Source organism: Bartonella sp. MU37NMGALS, assembly GCF_042194015.1.
Classification (GTDB): domain Bacteria; phylum Pseudomonadota; class Alphaproteobacteria; order Rhizobiales; family Rhizobiaceae; genus Bartonella; species Bartonella grahamii.
The window spans coordinates 283,945-305,128 of the sequence record NZ_JBHIML010000001.1 but is presented as its reverse complement, the minus strand read 5'-3'; the positions used below and the strand labels follow the sequence as shown (position 1 = coordinate 305,128).

General features: G+C 34.7%; 12 protein-coding genes and 1 pseudogene. 8 read left to right on the top strand and 5 right to left on the bottom strand.

Translation table 11 applies throughout. The features are described from left to right. Positions 1-39 precede the first annotated feature (39 nt). Positions 40-783, top strand: coding sequence for a 16S rRNA (uracil(1498)-N(3))-methyltransferase (locus ACFIJP_RS01230; protein ID WP_375625159.1), 744 nt, complete (start codon positions 40-42; stop codon positions 781-783). 68 nt (positions 784-851) lie between these two features. After that, a complete protein-coding gene (locus tag ACFIJP_RS01225) occupies positions 852-2,225 on the top strand; it encodes a glutamate--cysteine ligase (protein WP_375625158.1) in 1,374 nt (457 codons plus the stop codon). A gap of 2,108 nt (positions 2,226-4,333) precedes the next feature. On the opposite strand, the pseudogene ACFIJP_RS01220 reads toward ACFIJP_RS01225, so the two are convergent. Beyond that, a pseudogene (locus ACFIJP_RS01220) lies at positions 4,334-5,417 on the bottom strand (type ISP restriction/modification enzyme); the annotation flags it as partial. 820 nt (positions 5,418-6,237) lie between these two features. Between ACFIJP_RS01220 and ACFIJP_RS01215 the strand changes: the two are divergent. Next, positions 6,238-7,593 carry an L-cystine transporter gene (locus tag ACFIJP_RS01215; protein WP_375625157.1) on the top strand — a complete coding sequence of 452 codons (1,356 nt, stop codon included), beginning with the start codon at positions 6,238-6,240 and terminating at the stop codon, positions 7,591-7,593. A 7-nt stretch (positions 7,594-7,600) separates the two neighbouring features. On the opposite strand, the gene ACFIJP_RS01210 is transcribed toward ACFIJP_RS01215, so the two are convergent. Beyond that, a complete protein-coding gene (locus tag ACFIJP_RS01210; protein ID WP_375625156.1) occupies positions 7,601-8,479 on the bottom strand; it encodes a methyltransferase in 879 nt (292 codons plus the stop codon). A 197-nt stretch (positions 8,480-8,676) separates the two neighbouring features. Between ACFIJP_RS01210 and ACFIJP_RS01205 the strand changes: the two genes are divergently transcribed. Next, positions 8,677-9,462: a ComF family protein gene (locus tag ACFIJP_RS01205; protein WP_375625155.1), complete on the top strand. Its 786-nt coding sequence runs from the start codon at positions 8,677-8,679 to the stop codon at positions 9,460-9,462. Positions 9,463-9,509: 47 nt separating this feature from the next. Next, on the top strand, positions 9,510-9,764 hold the full coding sequence (gene grxC / locus ACFIJP_RS01200) for a glutaredoxin 3 (protein WP_273787883.1): 255 nt from the start codon (positions 9,510-9,512) through the stop codon (positions 9,762-9,764). Between the two features lie 20 nt (positions 9,765-9,784). Here the strand turns inward: grxC and ubiG are convergent, their stop codons facing one another. After that, positions 9,785-10,528 (bottom strand): bifunctional 2-polyprenyl-6-hydroxyphenol methylase/3-demethylubiquinol 3-O-methyltransferase UbiG, encoded by a 744-nt coding sequence (ubiG, locus tag ACFIJP_RS01195; protein ID WP_375625154.1) that lies wholly within the window; start codon positions 10,526-10,528, stop codon positions 9,785-9,787. Positions 10,529-10,717: 189 nt separating this feature from the next. On the opposite strand from ubiG, the gene ACFIJP_RS01190 reads away from it, so the two are divergent. After that, on the top strand, positions 10,718-11,974 hold the full coding sequence (locus tag ACFIJP_RS01190) for an aspartate kinase (RefSeq protein ID WP_375625153.1): 1,257 nt from the start codon (positions 10,718-10,720) through the stop codon (positions 11,972-11,974). 2,580 nt (positions 11,975-14,554) lie between these two features. Here ACFIJP_RS01190 and nhaA read toward each other — a convergent pair. Then, positions 14,555-15,925 carry a Na+/H+ antiporter NhaA gene (gene nhaA, locus ACFIJP_RS01185; RefSeq protein ID WP_375625152.1) on the bottom strand — a complete coding sequence of 457 codons (1,371 nt, stop codon included), beginning with the start codon at positions 15,923-15,925 and terminating at the stop codon, positions 14,555-14,557. Between the two features lie 147 nt (positions 15,926-16,072). After that, a complete protein-coding gene (locus ACFIJP_RS01180; protein WP_375625151.1) occupies positions 16,073-17,779 on the bottom strand; it encodes a hypothetical protein in 1,707 nt (568 codons plus the stop codon). A 354-nt stretch (positions 17,780-18,133) separates the two neighbouring features. On the opposite strand from ACFIJP_RS01180, the gene ACFIJP_RS01175 reads away from it, so the two are divergent. Together ACFIJP_RS01175 and ACFIJP_RS01170 are read left to right on the top strand one after the other, a co-directional pair. After that, positions 18,134-19,906, top strand: a complete 1,773-nt coding sequence (locus ACFIJP_RS01175) for an SLC13 family permease (protein WP_375625150.1) — start codon at positions 18,134-18,136, stop codon at positions 19,904-19,906. Positions 19,907-20,511: 605 nt separating this feature from the next. After that, positions 20,512-21,183 (top strand): tetratricopeptide repeat protein, encoded by a 672-nt coding sequence (locus ACFIJP_RS01170; protein WP_375625149.1) that lies wholly within the window; start codon positions 20,512-20,514, stop codon positions 21,181-21,183. The last annotated feature ends 1 nt before the right edge of the window (position 21,184 follow it).

Here is a 21,184-nt window from a genome sequence, read left to right as displayed (position 1 = left end):
ATTTTCTCGATGACGATAGTGAGCATTGGCAAAATTTTTATGCGCATAAATTATAAACTTAAAAGATTATTTATACGACAGACATTGGCTCTGAATGAAGAAATAAAGATAGAGGGGGCACAAGCTTCTTATCTTGTGCATGTTTTGCGTATGAAAGAAGGAGCAGAAATTTTACTTTTTAATGGACAGGATGGTGAGTGGCTTGCTAAACTTATCATTGTTAAGAAAAAATTTGTTGTGGTTCAGCTTATCCATCAAGAAAGATTACAAACGACGCATTCCAGTCTTATCTATTGTTTTGCTCCACTCAAAAACGCGCGGTTGGATTATATGGTGCAGAAAGCTGTTGAAATGGGGGTATCGGTTTTGCAGCCTGTTATAACGCATCATACGCAGGTTACGCGTATCAATATGGCGCGTATGGAAGCCAATGTTATTGAAGCTTCTGAACAGTGTGGTATTTTATCTCTCCCTGAATGCGTATCTGCTCTATCATTAGCAGAACTTTTAGCACGATGGGATGAGACACAGCCTTTATTCTTTTGTGATGAAGAGCATAAATCGCATAATCCATTACCTTCTTTTAAAAAGCGTGACGTTACAACACCTGGTATTCTTATTGGACCGGAAGGTGGCTTTAGTGAAGAAGAGCGGAGCTTTTTAAAAAAACATCCTTTTGTGGTTCCAATATCATTAGGTCCGCGTATTTTACGCGCTGACACTGCCGCTGTTGCTGCTTTGGCTCTTCTTAATGCTACCGTGGGGGATTGGGCAATGGATTGAGAAATCTGTAAAATCATTCTAAACAATTCATTTAAGATGATGATACCAATGATAGGATACGATAAGTTATGGCGCTTGATATAACTGATGAAAGTGAAATTTATAACTTAGATTCCTTGGTTAGCTATTTCCAAGGGGGGTATAAAGCAGAAGATGATTGGCGTATTGGTACAGAACATGAAAAATTTCCGTTTTATAAAGATGGTTTTCACCCTGTTCCTTATGAAGGAGAGAGGGGAATCCGAGTGCTTTTAGAGAGGATGCAAAGTGCCTTAGGATGGAAACCTATTTTAGATGATGAGAATATTATTGGGCTCGTAGGATCAGTTAATCAGGGAGCCATTTCTTTGGAACCTGGAGGACAATTTGAATTATCTGGTGCACCATTAAAATCAGTAGGACATACATATCACGAGTTGATGGAGCATTTAACTCTTCTCAAAAAAATTGCAGAACCATTGGGTATAGGTTTTCTAGGTCTTGGAGCTAGTCCAAAGTGGACTTTAGCTGAAACGCCACGAATGCCTAAATCACGTTACCAGATTATGACTGATTATATGCCTAAAGTGGGATATAATGGTCTTAATATGATGTATCGCACATCAACAGTTCAGGTTAATCTTGATTTTTCATCTGAAAGTGATATGCGGCGAAAAATGCAAGTATCCATGAAGTTACAGTCCATTGCAACAGCATTATTTGCAAGTTCACCTTTTACAGAAGGACGCCCAAATGGCTTTTTGTCGTGGCGTTCTGAAATTTGGCGTAATACGGATAATCAGAGGACAGGCGTTCTTCCCTTTATATTTTCTGAGCGTTTTGGTTTTGCTGATTATGTTGAATGGGCTCTTGATGTTCCAATGTATTTTGTTGTGCGTGATGGTCGTTATTATGATTGTACACATATAACGTTTCGTCAGTTTATGAATGGAGCATTAAAAGGACACGTTGCAAATTCAATTCCAAACATGGGAGATTGGATTAATCACTTATCGACGTTATTTCCTGAAGTCCGCTTAAAAAGATTTTTAGAAATGAGAGGAGCTGATTGCGGTTCTTGGAAGCGCATTTGTGCGTTGTCGGCTTTTTGGGTCGGGCTTCTTTATGATAGGGAAGCACTTAATGAGGCAGAAGCTTTGACAAAAGATTGGTGTTTTGAAGAAGTTTTAGATGTGCGCCAACGCGTTCCTAAAGAAGGGTTAAGAACTCCTTTTCGTCAAACTATTCTTTTAGAGTTAGCACGACAAGCTCTTGCTATTGCCCGCAAAGGCTTAAAAAATCGCAAACAGTATGATACCAATGGTTTTGATGAAACAAGTTTTCTTAATCCTTTAGAAGAGGTTGTTGCAATGGGACAAACAGATGCTGAAAAATTTTTGTCTCATTACTATTCTATTTGGAATGAATCTGTAGAACCGTTATTTTTAGAATGTGCCTATTAAATTTGAAGAAAAGAGACTTCCTACTTTTTAAAAAATGCATATCATCGTGGTGGCTCATTCACTCATTTGCTCTAGAGAGCTTATCCTGCCTTGCTTTTAACATTTCTCATAAAGGGTACAATACAAAAATCTCTTAGGCAGTGTGATTTTTATACTCAATTATATCACGATATTTCCGTAATCTTAATGCTGTACCTTTGTGCTAAAGATAGCTCATAAAAGATATACTTAAGCTTATTATAAAACATTTTTATTCACGTGGCTCATCCCACTTATGAATAGGTTTGAAAATAATATTTTTCACTTTTAAAAGGGATAAAAAAATATAATTTGCGTTTAAAGGAGGAAATATACCAAAAATCATTTTTAATGGGTAATTTCTTGAAATTATGTTGCTAATATGAATATTTCTTTATGTCTTATTATTCTCACTCCATGTATTTGATTATATTATAGCAATATGTGTTATTCTTTTGTTACAAGAGTAAAGTATGGAATAAAAATAAAAAATTTCAGTTTTTGCAGAGACGGGCAACGAAAACTTTTTTGTTAGCTAAACATATCTAGTGCGCTTTTAAATTTTTCTTCTTCCGTTTTTTAGTAGCCAGATCTCCTGAGGCTTCTTATACCTTTTGTACCATTATACGATATAGTTATACAGTCATCATGAAGGCAATAGATGTATTTTTAAAACAGATAGGAAAATTACAGGGGATCATTCACTTTAGTATATCCAAGTGATATTAATACAGCAAACAAAACGATCAATAGAGAAGATAAAACAATAAATGTTACGGTACGTTTCATGAGTGATTTAACTGCTTATCTTCGATAAATAGGCCGGTATTGAATACGGGGCTATTACGACGGTTGATATCATTTAATTTGGTTATATCAATGGTATATGTGATATTTTTGTTGGTATTGTGTTTCAAATTATATTGAATGATGTGTAGATTACGAGTGGCGTTGCATTTTCCATAAAAGGGTATTGTATGGCATAGCTACACCCGACAAAGTACTCATATACTAACAAAAACATAAAAGACAGTCAGTATTTTAAAGGTATGGAAAGGATTTTTCATAACATATCCGCTAATATATATATTATTTATATGATGCAATACATATTTATTATCAATAAAATTTTTATATTTTAAATATATTGTGTATTATATATTATTTATATAATTATTAATTTCTTATTTTTTATTGTATATTTTAAATCTATATTATGGTATTCATTAAATGAATGCGTTATTTTCTTATATACAACATTAATAATATTTGTAAACGCTATCATTATGTGTATTTTTAGCTTTATAACGTATCAGTTTTTTACTAAATGTTTTTAATGATTTTTGTGGATTTTGTTGATAAGGGTTTCTAATTTGAACAACTTTAATAGGCACTGCGCTCTTTGTAACCAACGCGTTCATTTGCATTGTGATTATGAAAACCTGTTTTTTCACGTATGCTCTATAGCTATTATATTTTTTATAGTCGTGGCATCATTTTTCATTTTCATAACATAAATAATAAAGATGATAATGCGCTTTATTGCCTGTTATAAAGACATCTAAAGAGAGACTGATAATTATAGAGGTCAGAAAACTCCCTTTTAATAGACTTTTGTCGTTTTTCTGTCAGTAAATTGAACCGACAAAATAGATCATTTTAGTGAGTGATTAAATATATCTTATGATAAGCATGTGATCCTTTAAAGCCATTTCAAAAGATAGGTTCTAGTCATAAAAAATGCTATTAAGACCATTATGGTTATTAGTTTTGAGGTTCTTGAAGATTTTGAGGATTTTAGACACCTTCAAAATCTATAAGTAAAATGAATACATATAGCTCTTTTTCAACAGAGCTTTTGAAAACAATAAAGCTATCATTTTAGATTATGATATAATCTTTTAAAAGCAATCCAAATAACAGTGTCTAAAAGTGCAAAGCCTTGTCTTTAGAATAACACATATAAACTATCCTTTTAAGATTGTAGGTAATAAACTTAATAAGATGGTTAAAGTTATAGACTGCCGTTTTAAAGCAATACACAAGAGATCTTTATGAGGTGTGTTAACCTCATAAGTCTATTCGGTTTCTCACACTTCTAATTTTGGTAGTTTTTTAACAATTTTCATTGTTTCTAAACTTATAGTATGATCCTTTGAAACAACTCTAATGGATAAGCAGGGTTACCAATGGTTCCAATAGCATAGCGATTGGCATCATTAACGATGCCACTCTTTTTATCTATCTTTACACATTGACGCTCCATAACCCATTCAAGAGTGGGGTTGCCATTAACGATATACTCATAAGCTTCAAGAGGGATGTTTTTCATGATGATATTGCTGTTGTAAATAACAGTAGATTTATCCTTTTTAAAGGTCACAAGATAAGGCTCCACACTTTCATAATTTATGTGCAAGTGATCAAACTCACACTCTGTTGTCCACAATATCCTGAAATCTTCAGCGCTTTTTACACAGGGGATACGAGGCAATTCTTTGCATAAATTATGAGCATAGCGAGTACGGTAATCTTTTGAATGCAATAATCCGTAAGCTTAATAGAATAGATCATCTTTAGTTATGGTCTCACTAGGATAAGCAGCTTAAAATGCGTTAATCCTTTATCAGTGATGGCATCACGCCTCTGTAAACCAGATGTTTTTCTTTCCTTTATTGAATTTGTAAACAAATGGGATTGTTTCTCATCATGATCAGTTATAGAAGATTCAACATTTTTATAAAAATACTGTGGAAAGCATTGGCCTGTATCTATTGCATCTAGATTAGGTAAATTCTTAGCTATCAACACAGAAAAACAGCTTCGTGCTCCTATGCTTGTAATTTCTATGACTCTATTTTCTACTGCTTGCCCCATAGGGAATACATGTGGTATCTGATCAACTCCGTCATTTAAGATACGATTATAATAAAGTCATAGTCGTGTAAAAGGACGATACGAACTTTGCGTGAGACATATCTCTTCAAATTCAAAAACCCTTCCTCTGATTAGTTCTTGCTTAACATTATAACTACAACTTATCTTTTTTACATCTAAAGTGATAAAATTATCTACGGTACGTGCACGTGTTGTTCGATCAGCATATAGATAGGTATCATTAAAACATTTTACTGCACTATTATAAAAAGCCATCATATTATTTATATTTTCTGCCCAAGCTCCGCCCTCCAATGTTGTGATAGCTCTTGAATTAAGACGTTTCATAAGAAGTATTTCTACTCCTTTCTTATACATTTTTTATTTACACGCCAGCCCTGCTTGTGACGTGCAAGCAAGTGATTTTGATTGATTCAAGATAAACAGGTTTGAAATAAGAGAATCTTACGTTATTCGGGACTCTCATTTAATATGCAAAACAGTAAATTATTTTTATAAATCAATATTTTGTCATTCAATAGGTATTGTGGCGTTCAAAGTCTTTTTTATGACTATAAAAAGAATTTCGAAAAATAAAAAAGCTTTCATTGAGAGCAAAGAAAGAATGTATGAAAGGTCTTTTCAATAAAATAATTATATTTGAAATGCTGGTCAAAGCTGTTGAGAGTACAGTCCATAAAATTAGCAAAAGTAGCTTGTTGGTGTATTTTCTAGAAAAGTCATGAATGTTCGATTGTTAATTCATCCTTTCTTGGAAAGCTCGCTTCAGTTCAAATAGAAAAAGAGAGAGGTAAGGATATTGATAGGATAAGATATGCTGGAATTATTCAGTATTAAGACGCAATGAATGTTGTTTATATTTCTCTTTTTTTACTATTTTATGAGAGCGTAAATTTAAAGAATAGGAAAATAATTTTATTTATTTTATTTAAACAGTTATTAGTAGATAAAAAGTTCTCTTTTAATCGATAAATTAAAAAAATAATGATTTTGTAAAATCCTGGTAAGCTTTATGTTAATTTTAAATATCATGCATTGATTTTGAATTATGCAGATTATTGACGTCAATCATAACAATAGTAAGTGAGCATAGACAATGACATTTAATTTTTTCGTCAATTTATTTCTATTTGTTATTTTTTTATTGTTGGTTTCTCAAAGTAAGAGAATGCAATGGAGTCTTTCACTACGTGTTATGCTAGGGCTTATCCTTGGCTTGATTTTTGGAAGTGTTTTGCAGTTTGTTTATGGAGAGGGTGAAAGCACTTTATTGAAATCCGTTGAATGGTTTAACATTGTTGGTGAGGGCTATATCTTATTGTTGCAAATGATTGTTATGCCACTGGTTTTTATCTCTATTGTTTCAGCAGTTGCTCATTTACATTCTGTTTATGCTGTTGGAAAGATGAGTATAATAACAATTTCAATATTGCTTTTTACAACGGCTCTTTCAGCATTGGTTGGTGTGCTTGTGGTTAATTTTTTTGGATTAACAACTGATGGTTTGGTGCATGAAGGGCAAAATGTTTCTGCTCTTCTTGAAGGTCATATTTCTAAACTTGGAGATATGAATATACCAAAGATGATTTTGTCTATGATTCCTAAAAATCCATTTGCTGAGTTGAGTGGAGCCAAACGTACGTCAATTATCAGTGTTGTTATTTTTGCGTCATTTTTAGGTGCAGCGGTTCTTCTTTTAAAGAAAGATGAGCCAGAAAAAGGAGAAAAAGCGCTTTTATTTATTCAAGTGGGACAAGCTTGGATTATGCGGTTAGTCCGTATTGTGATTGCTTTGACGCCTTATGGTATTTTTGCACTTATGACGAAAGTAGGAGGAACATCGCGTATTGCAGATATTTTAAATTTACTGGTTTTTATCATTGCATCTTATGTCGGTATTATTTTAATTTTTGGAATTCATGGTGTATTGCTTGGTATTTCTGGGGTTAATCCCTTTCGTTTTTTCAAAAAGGTTTTACCGGTTTTAACATTTGCTTTTAGCAGTCGTTCAAGTGCTGCAAGTATTCCTTTAAATATTGAAGCGCAAACACAGTGGATAGGTGTACCACAATCCATTGCGAGTTTTGCAGCTTCTTTTGGGGCAACAATTGGACAAAATGGTTGTGCTGGTCTTTATCCAGCGATGCTTGCGACCATGATTGCACCGTCTATGGGTATTAATCCTCTTGATCCTACTTGGATTGCTACGCTTATTGGGGTCGTGACGTTGAGTTCTATTGGTGTTGCTGGTGTGGGGGGAGGCGCTATTTTCGCTGCATTGATTGTGTTACCAATTATGGGGCTTCCTGTTACTTTGGTTGCTGTACTTATCTCTATCGAACCGCTAATTGATATGGGACGTACTGCTCTAAACGTGAGCGATTCAATGATAGCTGGAACGGTTACCAGTCAAATATTACGGACAACAGATAAAAGTATTTTTAAAAAATAATTTTAGATTATATTTTTTTGGGCTGTAAAACATCTGTAAGAGATATTTGCGCTGAACCAGGTTGTAGGGGTTTTTGTTGATGGGGATGAGGAGCCCAACCAGAGAGCCAGATGAAAGAAAAATGTGCACGAATACGTCCATCAGGATCACTAAATCGTTGTGCATAGATTTCAGCTGCGCGGAGAAAAAAACGTTTAGATACAGGGCGTCGTGAACGATTGATGAGTGCATTTTGCATTCCCATAGCTTTAAGATCGTGCATAAGGTCAAACATTGTATTATAACGTATTGTGATATCTTCAACGTCTGCTACAGGCAGAGCAAAGCCAACACGCTGTAAAAGAGCGCCTGCATCACGAATGTCGGCAAAAGGATAGATCCTAGGGCTTGCTCCACCATAAATTTCACTTTCAGCTTGCAGCAGGCTTTCGCGCAATTCTCTTAATGTACCAGCTCCTGCCATAACAGCAAGAAATAAGCCATCTGGTTTAAGGGTGTTTTTTATCTGGCTTAGAACACCAGGGGTATCATTGGTCAATTGTAATGAAAGAAGTGAAACAATAAGGTCACAGTAACTTTGAGGTAAATCAAGAAATTCTCGATGACGTAAATGAAATTTTTTATCATGGCTTTGGTAAAGCGTATCGGTCTCAATACGTTCTATAGAACAAACTTTTCCAGATTTCATTAAAGCTTGCGCAGCAAGGTCTGTATGGCTGTGTAAATCGAGAGCTAATGTAAAGAGGCGATCAACAGTGCTAAGACGTTTATAGAGATCTTCTGCCATGTGAGAGAGTAAAAAGTCGTATCCTTTTTTTGCTTTTTGAAAGGCACGTTTTCGGAATTGTTCAATGCGGTTATGATCAAAAATTAAAGGATGCGACATATTGTGGAACACTTTCGCTCTATGGAAGAATATATTTTGAAAAGGTTCATTATTTGTGCAAGCTCTGTCAAGTTTATAATATAAAAGAAAAATAAATTTATAGAAGGTAAGAGTTTTTAAAGGAATTAAAATTATAAATTGAGGAAATACAAAGGAACTTTTGTTCTGAGGGAAACTTGTAAAAGCCTAAATTTATAATGTTGTATTTTCGAGAAGCGGCGTTAAGTAGTGGGGATATACTAAGTAAGTTCATTGAACGCTTGAAAACTGTGCTTTATCCACCAATTTGTCCTGGATGTAAGCAAAATGTTTCTACTTATGGCACGATTTGCTCCGAATGTTGGAAAGACCTTCAATTTATCACAAAACCTTATTGTCCTGTTATGGGGACTCCCTTTGTTTGTGATATGGGGGATGGTTTTCTTAGTGGTGAAGCACTCCGTAATACTCATCCTTTTTCACGTGTTCGCTCAGTCATTGTTCATAAAGGGCTTGCACGAACTTTAGTAACGCGCTTAAAATATGGTGATCATATAGAATTGGCATCATTTATGGCCAATTGGATGATGTTTGCTGGACGCGAGGTTATTGATGATTGTGATGTTATTATTCCCATTCCATTGCATTTTCGTCGTTTTTGGGAGAGGCGTTATAATCAATCTGCTGAGCTTGCACGTTATATTGCGGCATCACAAAAAAAGCTTTTAAAACCGAGTTGGCTTGTTCGTTGCCGGCATACCCGTCCGCAGGTTAGTCTTTCTTCAAGAGAGAGAAAACTTAACGTAAAAAATGCTTTTAAGGTTTCGCATAAGGTTAAAAAATATCTCAAAGGATGTTCTGTTTTGCTGATTGATGATGTATTTACAACGGGTGCAACAGTTACAGCAGCAGCTGCTGCATTAAAATATGCAGGTGCACGGCAGGTTGATGTGCTAACATTTTCGCGTGTTCTCAAAGAAGATTCTATTTTTCCCTCCTCGTAAGAGGAATTTAAAGTGAATATTATTAAAAAATATTGGAGGATAATACTATGAAAGAGATAATAATTTATACACGCCCTAACTGCCCTTATTGCACAAAAGCACGTGATTTGCTTAATAAAAAAGGCGTAAAGTATACAGATATTGATGCTTCCACATCCCTTCGCCAAGAAATGGTACAGCGTGCAAATGGACGTAATACATTTCCACAAATTTTTATAGGTGATTATCACGTTGGCGGTTGTGATGATCTTTATGCTTTAGAGGCTGAGGGAAAGCTCAATTCTTTATTACAAGGCGTATAATATTTGTAAATTACATATCCTTAAGACCGTTTTGCGAGAAGGAGATAGTTAACGCTCATGTCTTTTGAGCGATTCCAGCTGTCATTTAATGGGTTATAAGTAATACCTATCTCATCAATGACAGTCAGAGCGTTTTTTGATAAGAAATTTTTAAGTTCTAGAGGTTTTAGGAATTTTTTATAATCATGTGTTCCTTTAGGAAGCCAACGTAGAATATATTCAGCACCTACAATAGCAAGCCCCCATGATTTCCACGTGCGGTTGAGTGTTGAGACAAACATTAACCCTTGTGGTTTCAACATTTTTGCTGTAGCTGCTATGAAGAGATTAACATCAGCGACATGTTCAACAACTTCCATATTAAGGATAATATCAAACTTTTCTCCTTCATTGGCAAGAGCTTCTGCTGTCATCGTGCGGTAATCAATGGAAAGATCATTTTGAGCTGCATGGGTTTTTGCGACTTCAATATTTGTTTGTGCAGCATCAACGCCTACGACCATAGCGCCAAGACGTGCCATTGGTTCAGATAACAAGCCTCCTCCACAGCCAATATCAAGAATTTTCAAATTGTCAAAGGGCGTAAATGAACAAGGGTCACGATTAAACTCTAAACAAATTTTTTCTCTGATGTAAGCAAGGCGCGTTGGGTTAAATTGGTGAAGAGGTCGAAATTTTCCTTGTGGATTCCACCATTCTGTAGCAATACGTGAAAAATGATCAATTTCACTTTGATCAATAGTTGTTTGTGTTTCATCTATCATGTTGCCTGCCTTTTATTTTTAATGATCAAGTCCAGTAGATTTTATACAAAGTCAAGAGAAATTAATATAATCATAATGAAACTTGCACAAATGATAGATATTCGCTATGTCGAGAAAATGGTTAGTTGATACAGCATCTAATTCTCATTACCGTTTGAGATAAGAGATGTAAAGGTAAGAGTGTTATTAATGGCGCGCATTGTCATGAAATTCGGTGGAACATCTGTAGCAAATATTGAATGTATTCATAATGTTGCACGGCATGTCAAAAGAGAGATTGATGCAGGCAATGAGGTTGCAGTTGTCGTATCTGCGATGGCTGGTAAAACCAATGAGCTTGTTCAGTGGACGTGTGATGCTTCCTCCAAGCATAGAGATGCTCGTGAATATGATGTTGTGGTTGCTTCTGGTGAACAGGTTACTTCAGGTTTGTTGGCTTTGACACTTCAAGAAATGGGTGTGAATGCACGTTCATGGCTTGGTTGGCAAATTCCCATTCATACAGACAATGCGCATGGACGTGCACGTATTACTGATATTGATGGATCTTTTTTAATCGAGTGTTTTCAGGAAGGTCAGGTTGCTGTTATTGCTGGTTTTCAAGGGTTAGCTCCAGATAACCGGATTTCTACCTTAGGGCGTGGGGGATCAGATACAAGTGCTGTTGCTATAGCCGCGGCTGTACAAGCTGATCGCTGTGATATTTATACGGATGTAGATGGTGTTTATACAACGGATCCACGTATAGAACCGAAAGCGCGTCGTTTACCAAAAGTAGCTTTTGAAGAAATGCTGGAAATGGCTTCTCTTGGTGCAAAGGTTTTACAGGTTCGTTCTGTTGAATTGGCAATGGTTCATAAGGTTCGTACCTTTGTGCGTTCAAGTTTTGAGGATCCTGATGCGTTAGGCATGGAGGATCCAAAGAGTTCTTCTGGAACACTTATTTGCGATGAGGATGAAATCGTGGAACAACAAAATGTTACTGGTATTGCTTTTGCTAAGGATGAAGCGCAAATTTCCCTTCGTCGGCTTGCCGATCGTCCAGGGATTTCGGCAGCAATTTTTGGTCCCTTGGCTGAAGAGCGCATTAATGTTGATATGATTGTGCAAAATATTTCTGAAGATGGCTCAAAAACGGATATGACTTTTACTGTACCATCATCAGATGTAGAAAAAGCTGTTGCACTTCTTGAGAAGAATCGCAAAGAAATTGGATTTGATGTTCTCCAATTTGAAAGTGATCTTGCCAAGGTATCTGTGATTGGTATTGGAATGCGTAGCCATGCAGGTGTTGCCGCTACAGCATTTAAGGCTTTGGCTGAAAAGGGTATTAACATTCAAGCAATTACGACCTCAGAAATTAAAATTTCTATTTTGATTGATAGTGCTTACACTGAACTTGCGGTTAGAACATTACATGCTGTTTATGCACTTGATAAGGGATAAGCATTTTTTAGTTTCAATAACATAAAGCTTTAATATATATTAATAATTTTTGTTAAGGATAATTTATATTTTTAACTTAAATAGAATATTTAATACAGCAAAACTCTCTTATTTTAAACTTGTTCATGATGAATTTAAAAATGGTTGCTTATACATTACAAGAGAAAGATGTTTGGATAAAACTGTTTAAGAATGGATATAAAATATGCCGTCTACAAACGTTTTAGAGCCCATAGAGAGGAATGGAGAAGTCTTTACGATATAAGGCCTTAATAGAATAAGGAGCAATGCACTGCGTTTATTCAAAGGATGCATGTTGCATGAGGGACAGCCTCGTGAATACAGATTTAATGTTATAAATCTTAGAGAAATTTGAGCTTATTGGATTAGTGACGGCATTACTAAAAATAGAATTGAAGATGTATTTTCTAGAGATATTTAGCTTGTCTCAAATGGTTGTTTATGGCTTTATATATATCTTGTAAATTTAATTTTTTCTGTATTATGAGGCAATAAAAAATATATCTCTATAGACAATATTTATGTTGCGCTATAAGTTATAAAATTACTATATCTTATGCGTTTGTGGTTTATAGAGCTCTTCAGAAGCACTTTTCATAAAATCATGTAACGATAGATCAAAATTAAATGATAATGTTATAGCGTGTTGCTTTCATTACTTAAATTTTTTCTTATGTCTATTTGTCTTTTTTTGAATTATGATTAAGATTTTTAGAGTTTTCGATACCTCCGTATATTCTTTAGGTTAACTTTCTTCTCTTAACTACTCTATTACAAGTATTTTCTTTGTCATACTGCCAATTACGCATGAAATACATTCTTTCATTTATGCCGTATATCGTGCTAGTTTCTTATCATGTTTACATATTTTTTCCCACAATTTGTTTTTTTTTAGTTTATGCTTGTCTGGTATCTTGTATCACTTAATTATTTCATGTTGAATGTATAAATATATTCCATTTTTTATATTTAATATTAATAATTACTCCTTACGTACATAATTTTAAGTCTCAATTTTGTCTACATATCTCAGTTTTGCATTATTCTGCAGGTAGAGTGACTCCTTCAACTGTTTTTTTTGTGCATCTTTGCACGCTTTATCACTGGGAATAGTTACGATTCTATATTTTGTGTATCTAGGCAGAATAATTATTTCTTCTATCAATCTTCCACTATATTATTTCAAATATCTGAACTATTAAATTAATATTAGCTGCGATAATAGCAGCATCTTGAGTACTAAAAAATTTAATTTGTAAGTATTTTATACCATTTCATTATATACTCACCCACTAGGTATAATATAATACGCTTGAATAACCAGTACATAGAGGTGTTTTAAAATTTCTTTGCCATCATTGGCTGTATTAAACTGTCTACAATTAATTTTTTATTGAACAATTCAGAATTATTATCAATAAAAAAGTATTTTTATTAGTATATACTATAGTTTTTAGATAGTTTACGATTTTTTTATTTGTAAATATCTTTTTTGATATGTACATGCCTTTTATTTTACAACTTTTGGTATCTGTATCTGTGTGGTATTATGTTCACAAGCAGCAACAAATACTCCACTGCAGATTACAGTTGATAGAATAAGATTTTTAAATATGAGGTCGCTTACTAAATTTTCTCTATAATTTTTTATACAATGTATGTTAATTTTAATTGATTAATATACAAAAATTTTAATGACAATATTATTGTACTTTTATTTTATTTAATGTGGTGTTGTATAATTCGAAAGTCTCGGAAATATTGTTTTTAAATTATCTGTAAAGAGTATTTTATGGTATAAAAAAGTAAATATCAAATAAGAGCGGGGAAAGGGGAGAGCAACGATATATACGCTCTATTTTCCCACCAATCATATGTTTTAGAATAGTCTAAATGACTAGGGTTTTCTTTTTTCCCGCGAGTTAATTACGTAAACTAGAGTGCTCCTTATAGAAGCATGCTTCAAGTTGAATTCTTTATGGAGTGAGACAAGCGATATGTCTACGATAAAAAACGAGGATATTTTCACCAAAAAATAATGTCCTTTTAAGAAGATAAAAATTAAAGTTGTTTAGAATATCGGCAATAAAATCAGTGACAAGGAAGGTGGTTTATTGGGAAAAAATAAGCCATGGAGTTACTTAGCTGATTATTGAACTTCGCTTATCTTATCTTTTTCTTATAATTAAAAATAGAATATTGATTTATAATAATTAATTTTTCTTTATAGTGAATGATAGTTTGGATGAAAGGAAACTTCGCTAAAACCATGAAGCCTTTTATATTGAAACAATTAAAATCATTCCTGTGCACATCACAAGTAGAGCTGGTGTATGAGTAAAAGATTATTGAAGAAAGGAATAAAAACATTTCTTATGAATCTTTTTAAGTATCAAAGGTTGTTGCAACATTAGAGGCTCCTAAATAGTGTGATTATGTTAGTTTTCTCCTTCATAAGTGTAAAGATGAGGCGAAACAACGGATTTTACATTAAATATCGTCCGAATCCAACAAATGAGTAAAATCACTTTTTAAAAAGTTTTGCATAAAAATGTATTTTCAGTTAGTTTGTTGGGAGCTACGGGAAATTCCTTTATTGCGCTTAATATAAATAAATCCATATCCCAGACCGATAAGAGCAGATAAACCAGAGCCACAAAGGACCCCAATTTTTGCAGCATCAAGCAGAACAATATCTTTAAAAGCGAGCATTGAAACAAAGATAGACATTGTAAAGCCAATTCCTGCTAAAAAACCAATGAGTAAAACGCCTGTCCATGTCATATGAGGGGGTAGGCGGCATAGCCCTGATTTTACGGCTATATAACTGGCTGTGATAATACCAAGAGGCTTACCAACGAAAAGACCAATGACAACACCCAAAACAATCAAGAATGATTTGTCAGAAGAAAGATCAAAGTTTGCAAAACTTACTCCTGCATTTGCGAAGGCAAAGATTGGCATGATACCGTATGCAACCCATGGATGCAACGCTTTTTGAACGCGTGTTACTGGAGCAATCATGGCCCGTTGTCCTTTGCGCATTTTTTTCAATGCGGTTGAAATATGATGCAGATCTGTTTTTGTATTTTTTTCTTGAAGAATTTGCATAGCGTTACTGAGCATGGTGAGTGGCGCTACAAGAGTACGGGTAGGAAGAACGGGAGTCATCATCCCTAAGATTACACCAGCAAGTGATGGGTGAACACCTGTTACCATTAAACCCCACCAAATGATTGCACCAGGTAAAATGTAAAGCCATGCTGATGCAAGCCCGATCCACTGAAAAAATAGCACTAAAGTAATACCTGCTCCTGCAATCATTAAACCGCTAGGATCAATGTTTGTTGAGTAGAAAAAAGCAATAATAAGAACAGCGATAATATCATCAATAATCGCTAATGATAGAAGAATAATATGAAGATTAGAAGGAATTTTTTTTCCAAGAAGAGCAAGAATACCTAGAGCAAAGGCAATATCTGTTGCTGTTGGCACAGCCCAACCGCGTATATGCCCCTCGTTAAAGTTGAAGATAAAGTAAATAATTGCGGGAACACAAACGCCTCCTATTGCGGCAACAATTGGTAAGATTGCCTGTTTAAAATCGGCAAGAGCACCTTCATGAATTTCGCGTCGAATTTCCATTCCTGCGACGAGAAAGAAAATAGTCATAAGAGCATCATTAACCCAGAAATGTAAATCCCATGAAAGAGTGAAATGACCCAAATTAAAGCCAAGAGGTGTATGCCAAAAAGATTCATAGAAAGCAGCATATTTAGAATTGGCAAAAATAAGTGCAGCAGCAGCAGCTAATAAAAGAACAATACCACTAAGAGCTTCAATATGGAGAAAACGCTCGATCGCAGAAAGCGCTTGATTGGTGACACGAGAAGCGCGATTAGGCAGGCGATTTGAAGATAAATCAGACATGAACAACTCCAAGCATCGACAATTTTAGGATTCTATATTCTCTGTGTAAATGACTTTATATGATACCTTCTGTATCATATAAAAGCAAAAAGAGGAATAAAGTTCTTAATTTATAGACAAGATCATCATATTTAAAGCACAAAATGTTTAAGGTGATGCTTCATTTTTAATAGTGAGATGTACTTTGTTTAAAGCCTTGGATAGATCATTTTGTAGAGCTGATTCGAGATCAACCATTGTGAGCCCTTTATTATCTTTTGCTTTAATTTTAACAATCAATGTTTGTGGATTTTTAGCAAATTCCCCTAAGGATTTTGAAATTTTTTCTGCTTCGTCATGATTTTTTAGCAGCATTTTTGGGGTCTGCGTCATCATTAGATAGAAATCGTCATAGAGTTCCTTTTTAAGATCATGTTGGCTGTCATTAAGATTTTGCGCAAGATAAGAAAAAAGCTTATCAATGAAACCTGCATCCCTATATTGCACATCAATTTCATTGATGCCAAAGTCTTGAGAAGCAGCAATCATTACATTTTGCTGACCAGAAAAAAGCTTTTCATCAACATCAATAACCTTAGCCGATATGTTACCAGATCCAACGTCTTTCATATTGAAAGACATTGCATCAAGAAGGAGCATACGTTTTTTTTCATCGTAAGAAATATCAACTTTTCCTGAAATGTCAAAGCGCTCAAAGTTCAGATTTTTGAAGAACTCTAAGTCTTTTTCATTCATTTTTTTAGGTAGAACGGAAAGGTTATTGAGAGAAAGAAAAAGCTTTTTGGGGATAGGTTGTTTCCACAAGGTTGGTTTAAATTGGAGTGATTCGAGAGTTGCTTTCAACTGCGGTATATCAACGGTGACATTATCAACTTTGGCATCCGCTGAGGTAATGGCGAGCAGTATGTTTAGAAGAAGACCATTTTGTGCTATTTTTTCAGCGACTTTATTGTTTTCTTTTCTTGCATTAAGATAAGCTTTGATTAATTTTTCAGGAGTTTGTTCAAGCGGCTTCATTTTTAAGCCAGATGTTTTAAACTGTCCGAGGAAGAAAGAACTACTTTTTCCCGCTTCTTCAAACACATCGATACTTACATTATTCAGAGAAATGGGGCCAGTAACGGCTTTATCTTGGTTAAGAGCGTTGTTTTTTCCAAAAATGATAGAATAGGCATAGTTGATGTCGATATCATGAGCTTTTATTGTATCACTTTTAGCCATAAGCTGCATCTGTTTGGCACCATTTACTGCAACTGTTTTAAGATCCATATTTTTAATACTAACTGAACGGATATGGCCATTTTTAAAATCAGAAAGCTGGAAATTCTTGACTTCAACCGTTTCTATTCGGTTATTTTTATTTTCTATAGAAAGTTGTATATTGGGAGCAATAATTGAGGAAAGCTCAATACGCATCATTGATTGTAAAAGCCGTGATGTTATCGTTCTATCTTTTTCTTTTAAGGATACACTCCGAAGAGAAATTTGGGGAATTTGCACATGAATATTATTATGCTTTAAATCAACATTATAAAATGTAAAAGTTCCGGGAATAAAGGAAAGGGGAGGACGGGCAGAAATGGCACCAATTCTAAGTGATGTACCAGCTGGGACGGGTAATGTCACATTCTTCAAATTGACTCTACCTAGAATGCTTACTTCAGATGTTAGGGCTTTTATACCACGACGGGCTATTTCTTGTTTTACAAAACTGTCAAGATAGGGTTTTGCGATATAAAATCCACCAACAATTATAATTGCCAAGATAGCAACAAATCCAATAATACAAGTGAGCCAATATCTGAGGTTACTTTGATACCCACTATTAAGATTGACCATTCTTTCTTCTTTCATTTTTATCACTCTTTGAATTGAGAGTGAAGATAAATTCTTTTAAGCAACGACAAAGGTTTAAATATAGCGTGTACCAGTTTCAACAATTATCTACTCTCTATATTAGAGTTATTCTCATCTTTTTTGCAATATAGCTTGATCAACTTTTATCAATTTTCTTTGAGTTTAGCACTTTATAGAAAAGAACGCATAATAAGGAGAGGTAAGTTTATGCGCATCATAATTTTTTATCACTTTAAGATTATCCTAAAATATTCCGATGTCTGCTTTTATCTTGCTGCTGTTTATAGGAATATTTAAAACATAAAAGATATGTTTTTGTACATTATAATTTAATGGGGAGAGGTGAGTGTTATGACAGAAAATCAAATAATGGCTTTTTCGATCATTGGTCTCATGATGGTTGTTTTTATTTGGGATCGATTTCGTTATGATCTTGTTGCTATTTGTACGTTATTAATAGCTTGTGCTCTTGGTCTTGTCAGTCCGAAGGAAGCTTTTGGCGGTTTTAGTAATGATATTGTTATTATCGTGGGGAGTGTGTTTGTTGTCAGTACGGCCGTATCGCGCTCTGGTATAATGGAATTTATTATTCAACGGATATGGCCAGACGTGAAATCTGTGCGTCTTCAATTAGCTTTTTTAGTTCTTTCTGTTGTCGTATTATCAATGTTTGTTAAAAACATTGGTGCTTTGGCGATTATGCTTCCGATAGCTTTTCAGTTTGCACGTCGTTCTCAGGTTTCTCCTTCTGTCTTTTTGATGCCCATGGCCTTTGGTTCTTTGTTGGGGGGGCTTATGACACAGATAGGAACATCTCCCAATGTTGTTATTTCAGCGATGCAAGAACGTTTAGCAGGAACACCTTTTACTATGTTTGATTTTACACCAGTTGGTGCGGTTATTGCGACGGCTGGTGTTGTATATTTGGTCTGTTTTTATTGGCTTTTGCCTGTGCGTGTGCGTTCAGGTGCATCATTTGATGATGCCATTGATATTCGTAATTATGTTGCAGAAGTGCATATTCCAATAAATTCACCGATTATAGGGAAAAATATTGTTGATTTGGTTAAGCCATCAAGTGGTGACGTTATGGTGATTCAAATCATCCGAAACAAAGTATCTATTTCGCCATTACCAGATTTTGTTTTGTCTGAAAATGATATTATTTTGCTGGAAGGGTCGCATACAGGGTTAGATAGCGTGATGAACTCTGCTCGTTTAGAGTTTTCTAAAGGGCGAACTATCGCTGCAGGTGATAAGGACAGTGACATTGATATTATTGAAGCAGTCATTACCCATAATTCACCTCTTATTGGTATTAGTGCGAAAGAGTTTTCTCTATTTGATCGCTATAATGTAAATTTGCTTGCGTTAAGTCGTCAACATGAAAGGGTGCGGGGAAGACTCGATGATATTATTTTTCATCTTGGCGATGTGATTGTTTTGCAAGGACAGGATGCAGTTATTCCAAATTTATTAAGAGAATTGAAATGCTTGCCCCTAGAAAAACGAAATATTGTGTTTGGAAATTTACGACATGGTTTCATCTCTTTAGCTGTTTTATTTATAGCCATTATTTTTACAGCTTTTCATATTGTTCCAGTTGCTTTTTCTTTCTTTTCTGCTGCTGCTGCAATGGTTATCTTTCGCGTTTTGCCTGCGCGTGATCTGTATCAGGCATTAGATGGCCCAATATTGGTACTATTAGCGGCTCTTATTCCAGTGAGTGAAGCGTTAGAGAAAACAGGATGTACGGATCTCATTGGCCAATGGCTGAGCCAATTGGCAATATTTTTTCCACCATCTGGTGCCTTAGCACTTATGTTGGTGACAGCTATGTTGGTCACGCCATTTTTGAATAATGCAGCAACAGTGATGATGGTAGCACCAATTGCGTCAAGTTTTGCTCATTCCCTACATTATAAGCCTGAAGCTTTTTTGATGGCTGTTGCAATTGGTGCAGGCTGTGAGTTTCTTACACCTATTGGACATCAAAGTAATATGCTCGTGATGGCACCAGGAGGATATCGTTTTAGTGATTATCCACGTTTGGGTGCTCCATTGGCGGTGTTGATCGTTATTATTGCTGTTCCAATGCTTATGTGGGTTTGGCCCTTACAATAGGATATTTTTAGAAACTTTAAGGATCAATTACAAAAGGTTGTTAATCGTATGAAGATAAGTTGAAGGGATACATTATTGTATAAAGAGCTTTAACTGAAGATTTGAAATTATACCACACTTTAATTATGGCACTTCGGTATTTTTGATACAGATAAAGATTTATCTATTTGGTTTTAGTAGGTATTCGTGGAAATTTATTTTTTGTTCAAGTTTTTAAAAGAATTGTCTTTTCTATTATAATTCTATAATCCAATACTATCAACGATTGCGTTGAAGACTTTAAAAGATTATCTCTCTATATAATGGGGAGAAAGTCCGTTTGAGATGATAGGCAATTTTGAGATGATAGGCAATCATGATAAATATTAAAACAGTGAATTTTTTATAAGACTCAAGACAATATATGTAAAAGCTGTAATGTGAACAAACAGGGCGTTTACATCATTTTCGATTAAGACTGTTGCAAAAATCCGATTTATTTGGCTACATGTTGATTTAAAATAAATAAACGAGCAATTTAAATATTTTTAGTTAATTAGGACTACCATCTTGGTCCATTTATGCGTAAAAGCACAGATAAAGTAACTTTTTTCAAGGTATGATATATGTCGTATGATAGTTTTATTGCTGAAGTGAATGCAGAATTTCGTCAGGAAAAGGCGCTTGCTTTTTGGAGACGGTATGGTTTTTCAATTATTGGAGCAGCTATTCTTTTTATACTCATGATAGTTGCTTATCAAATTTACCATTATCAGCAAATAAAGAAAGCCGGTTATATTGGTGATGCATTTGTAAAAAGTCTTGATTTTGCGGATACACGTCATTTTGATAAAGCGATAAAGCAATTAGAAACTGTTAAAACCTCTCATTTTGGAGGGTATCCTTTTCTTGCTCGTTTACGTGAGGCTTCTTTACTCATGGAGAAGGGTGACATTATTAAGTCAGTGGAGATTTTTGATTCTGTTGCAGCGGATGAGAAAGCACCAGAGATTTTGCAGAAAGTTGCAAAAATTCGGGCGGCTTATATCCTAGTTGATACAGGGACGTTAGCTGATGTTGAAAAGCGTATCAAAGATATGACAAGTGATACCGATCCTATGCATATGTCTGCAAGAGAGGCTTTAGGTTTAGCTGCTTATAAGGCGGATAAAATGGATGAGGCGGTTTATTATTTTAAGAAAATTTCTGAAAAAGGTGCTTCGGGTTCAAAAATAACAGATCGGGCTCGAATAATGCTTGAGCTGATACAAGCTGAGGGCAAGGCAAATAAGGAATAAA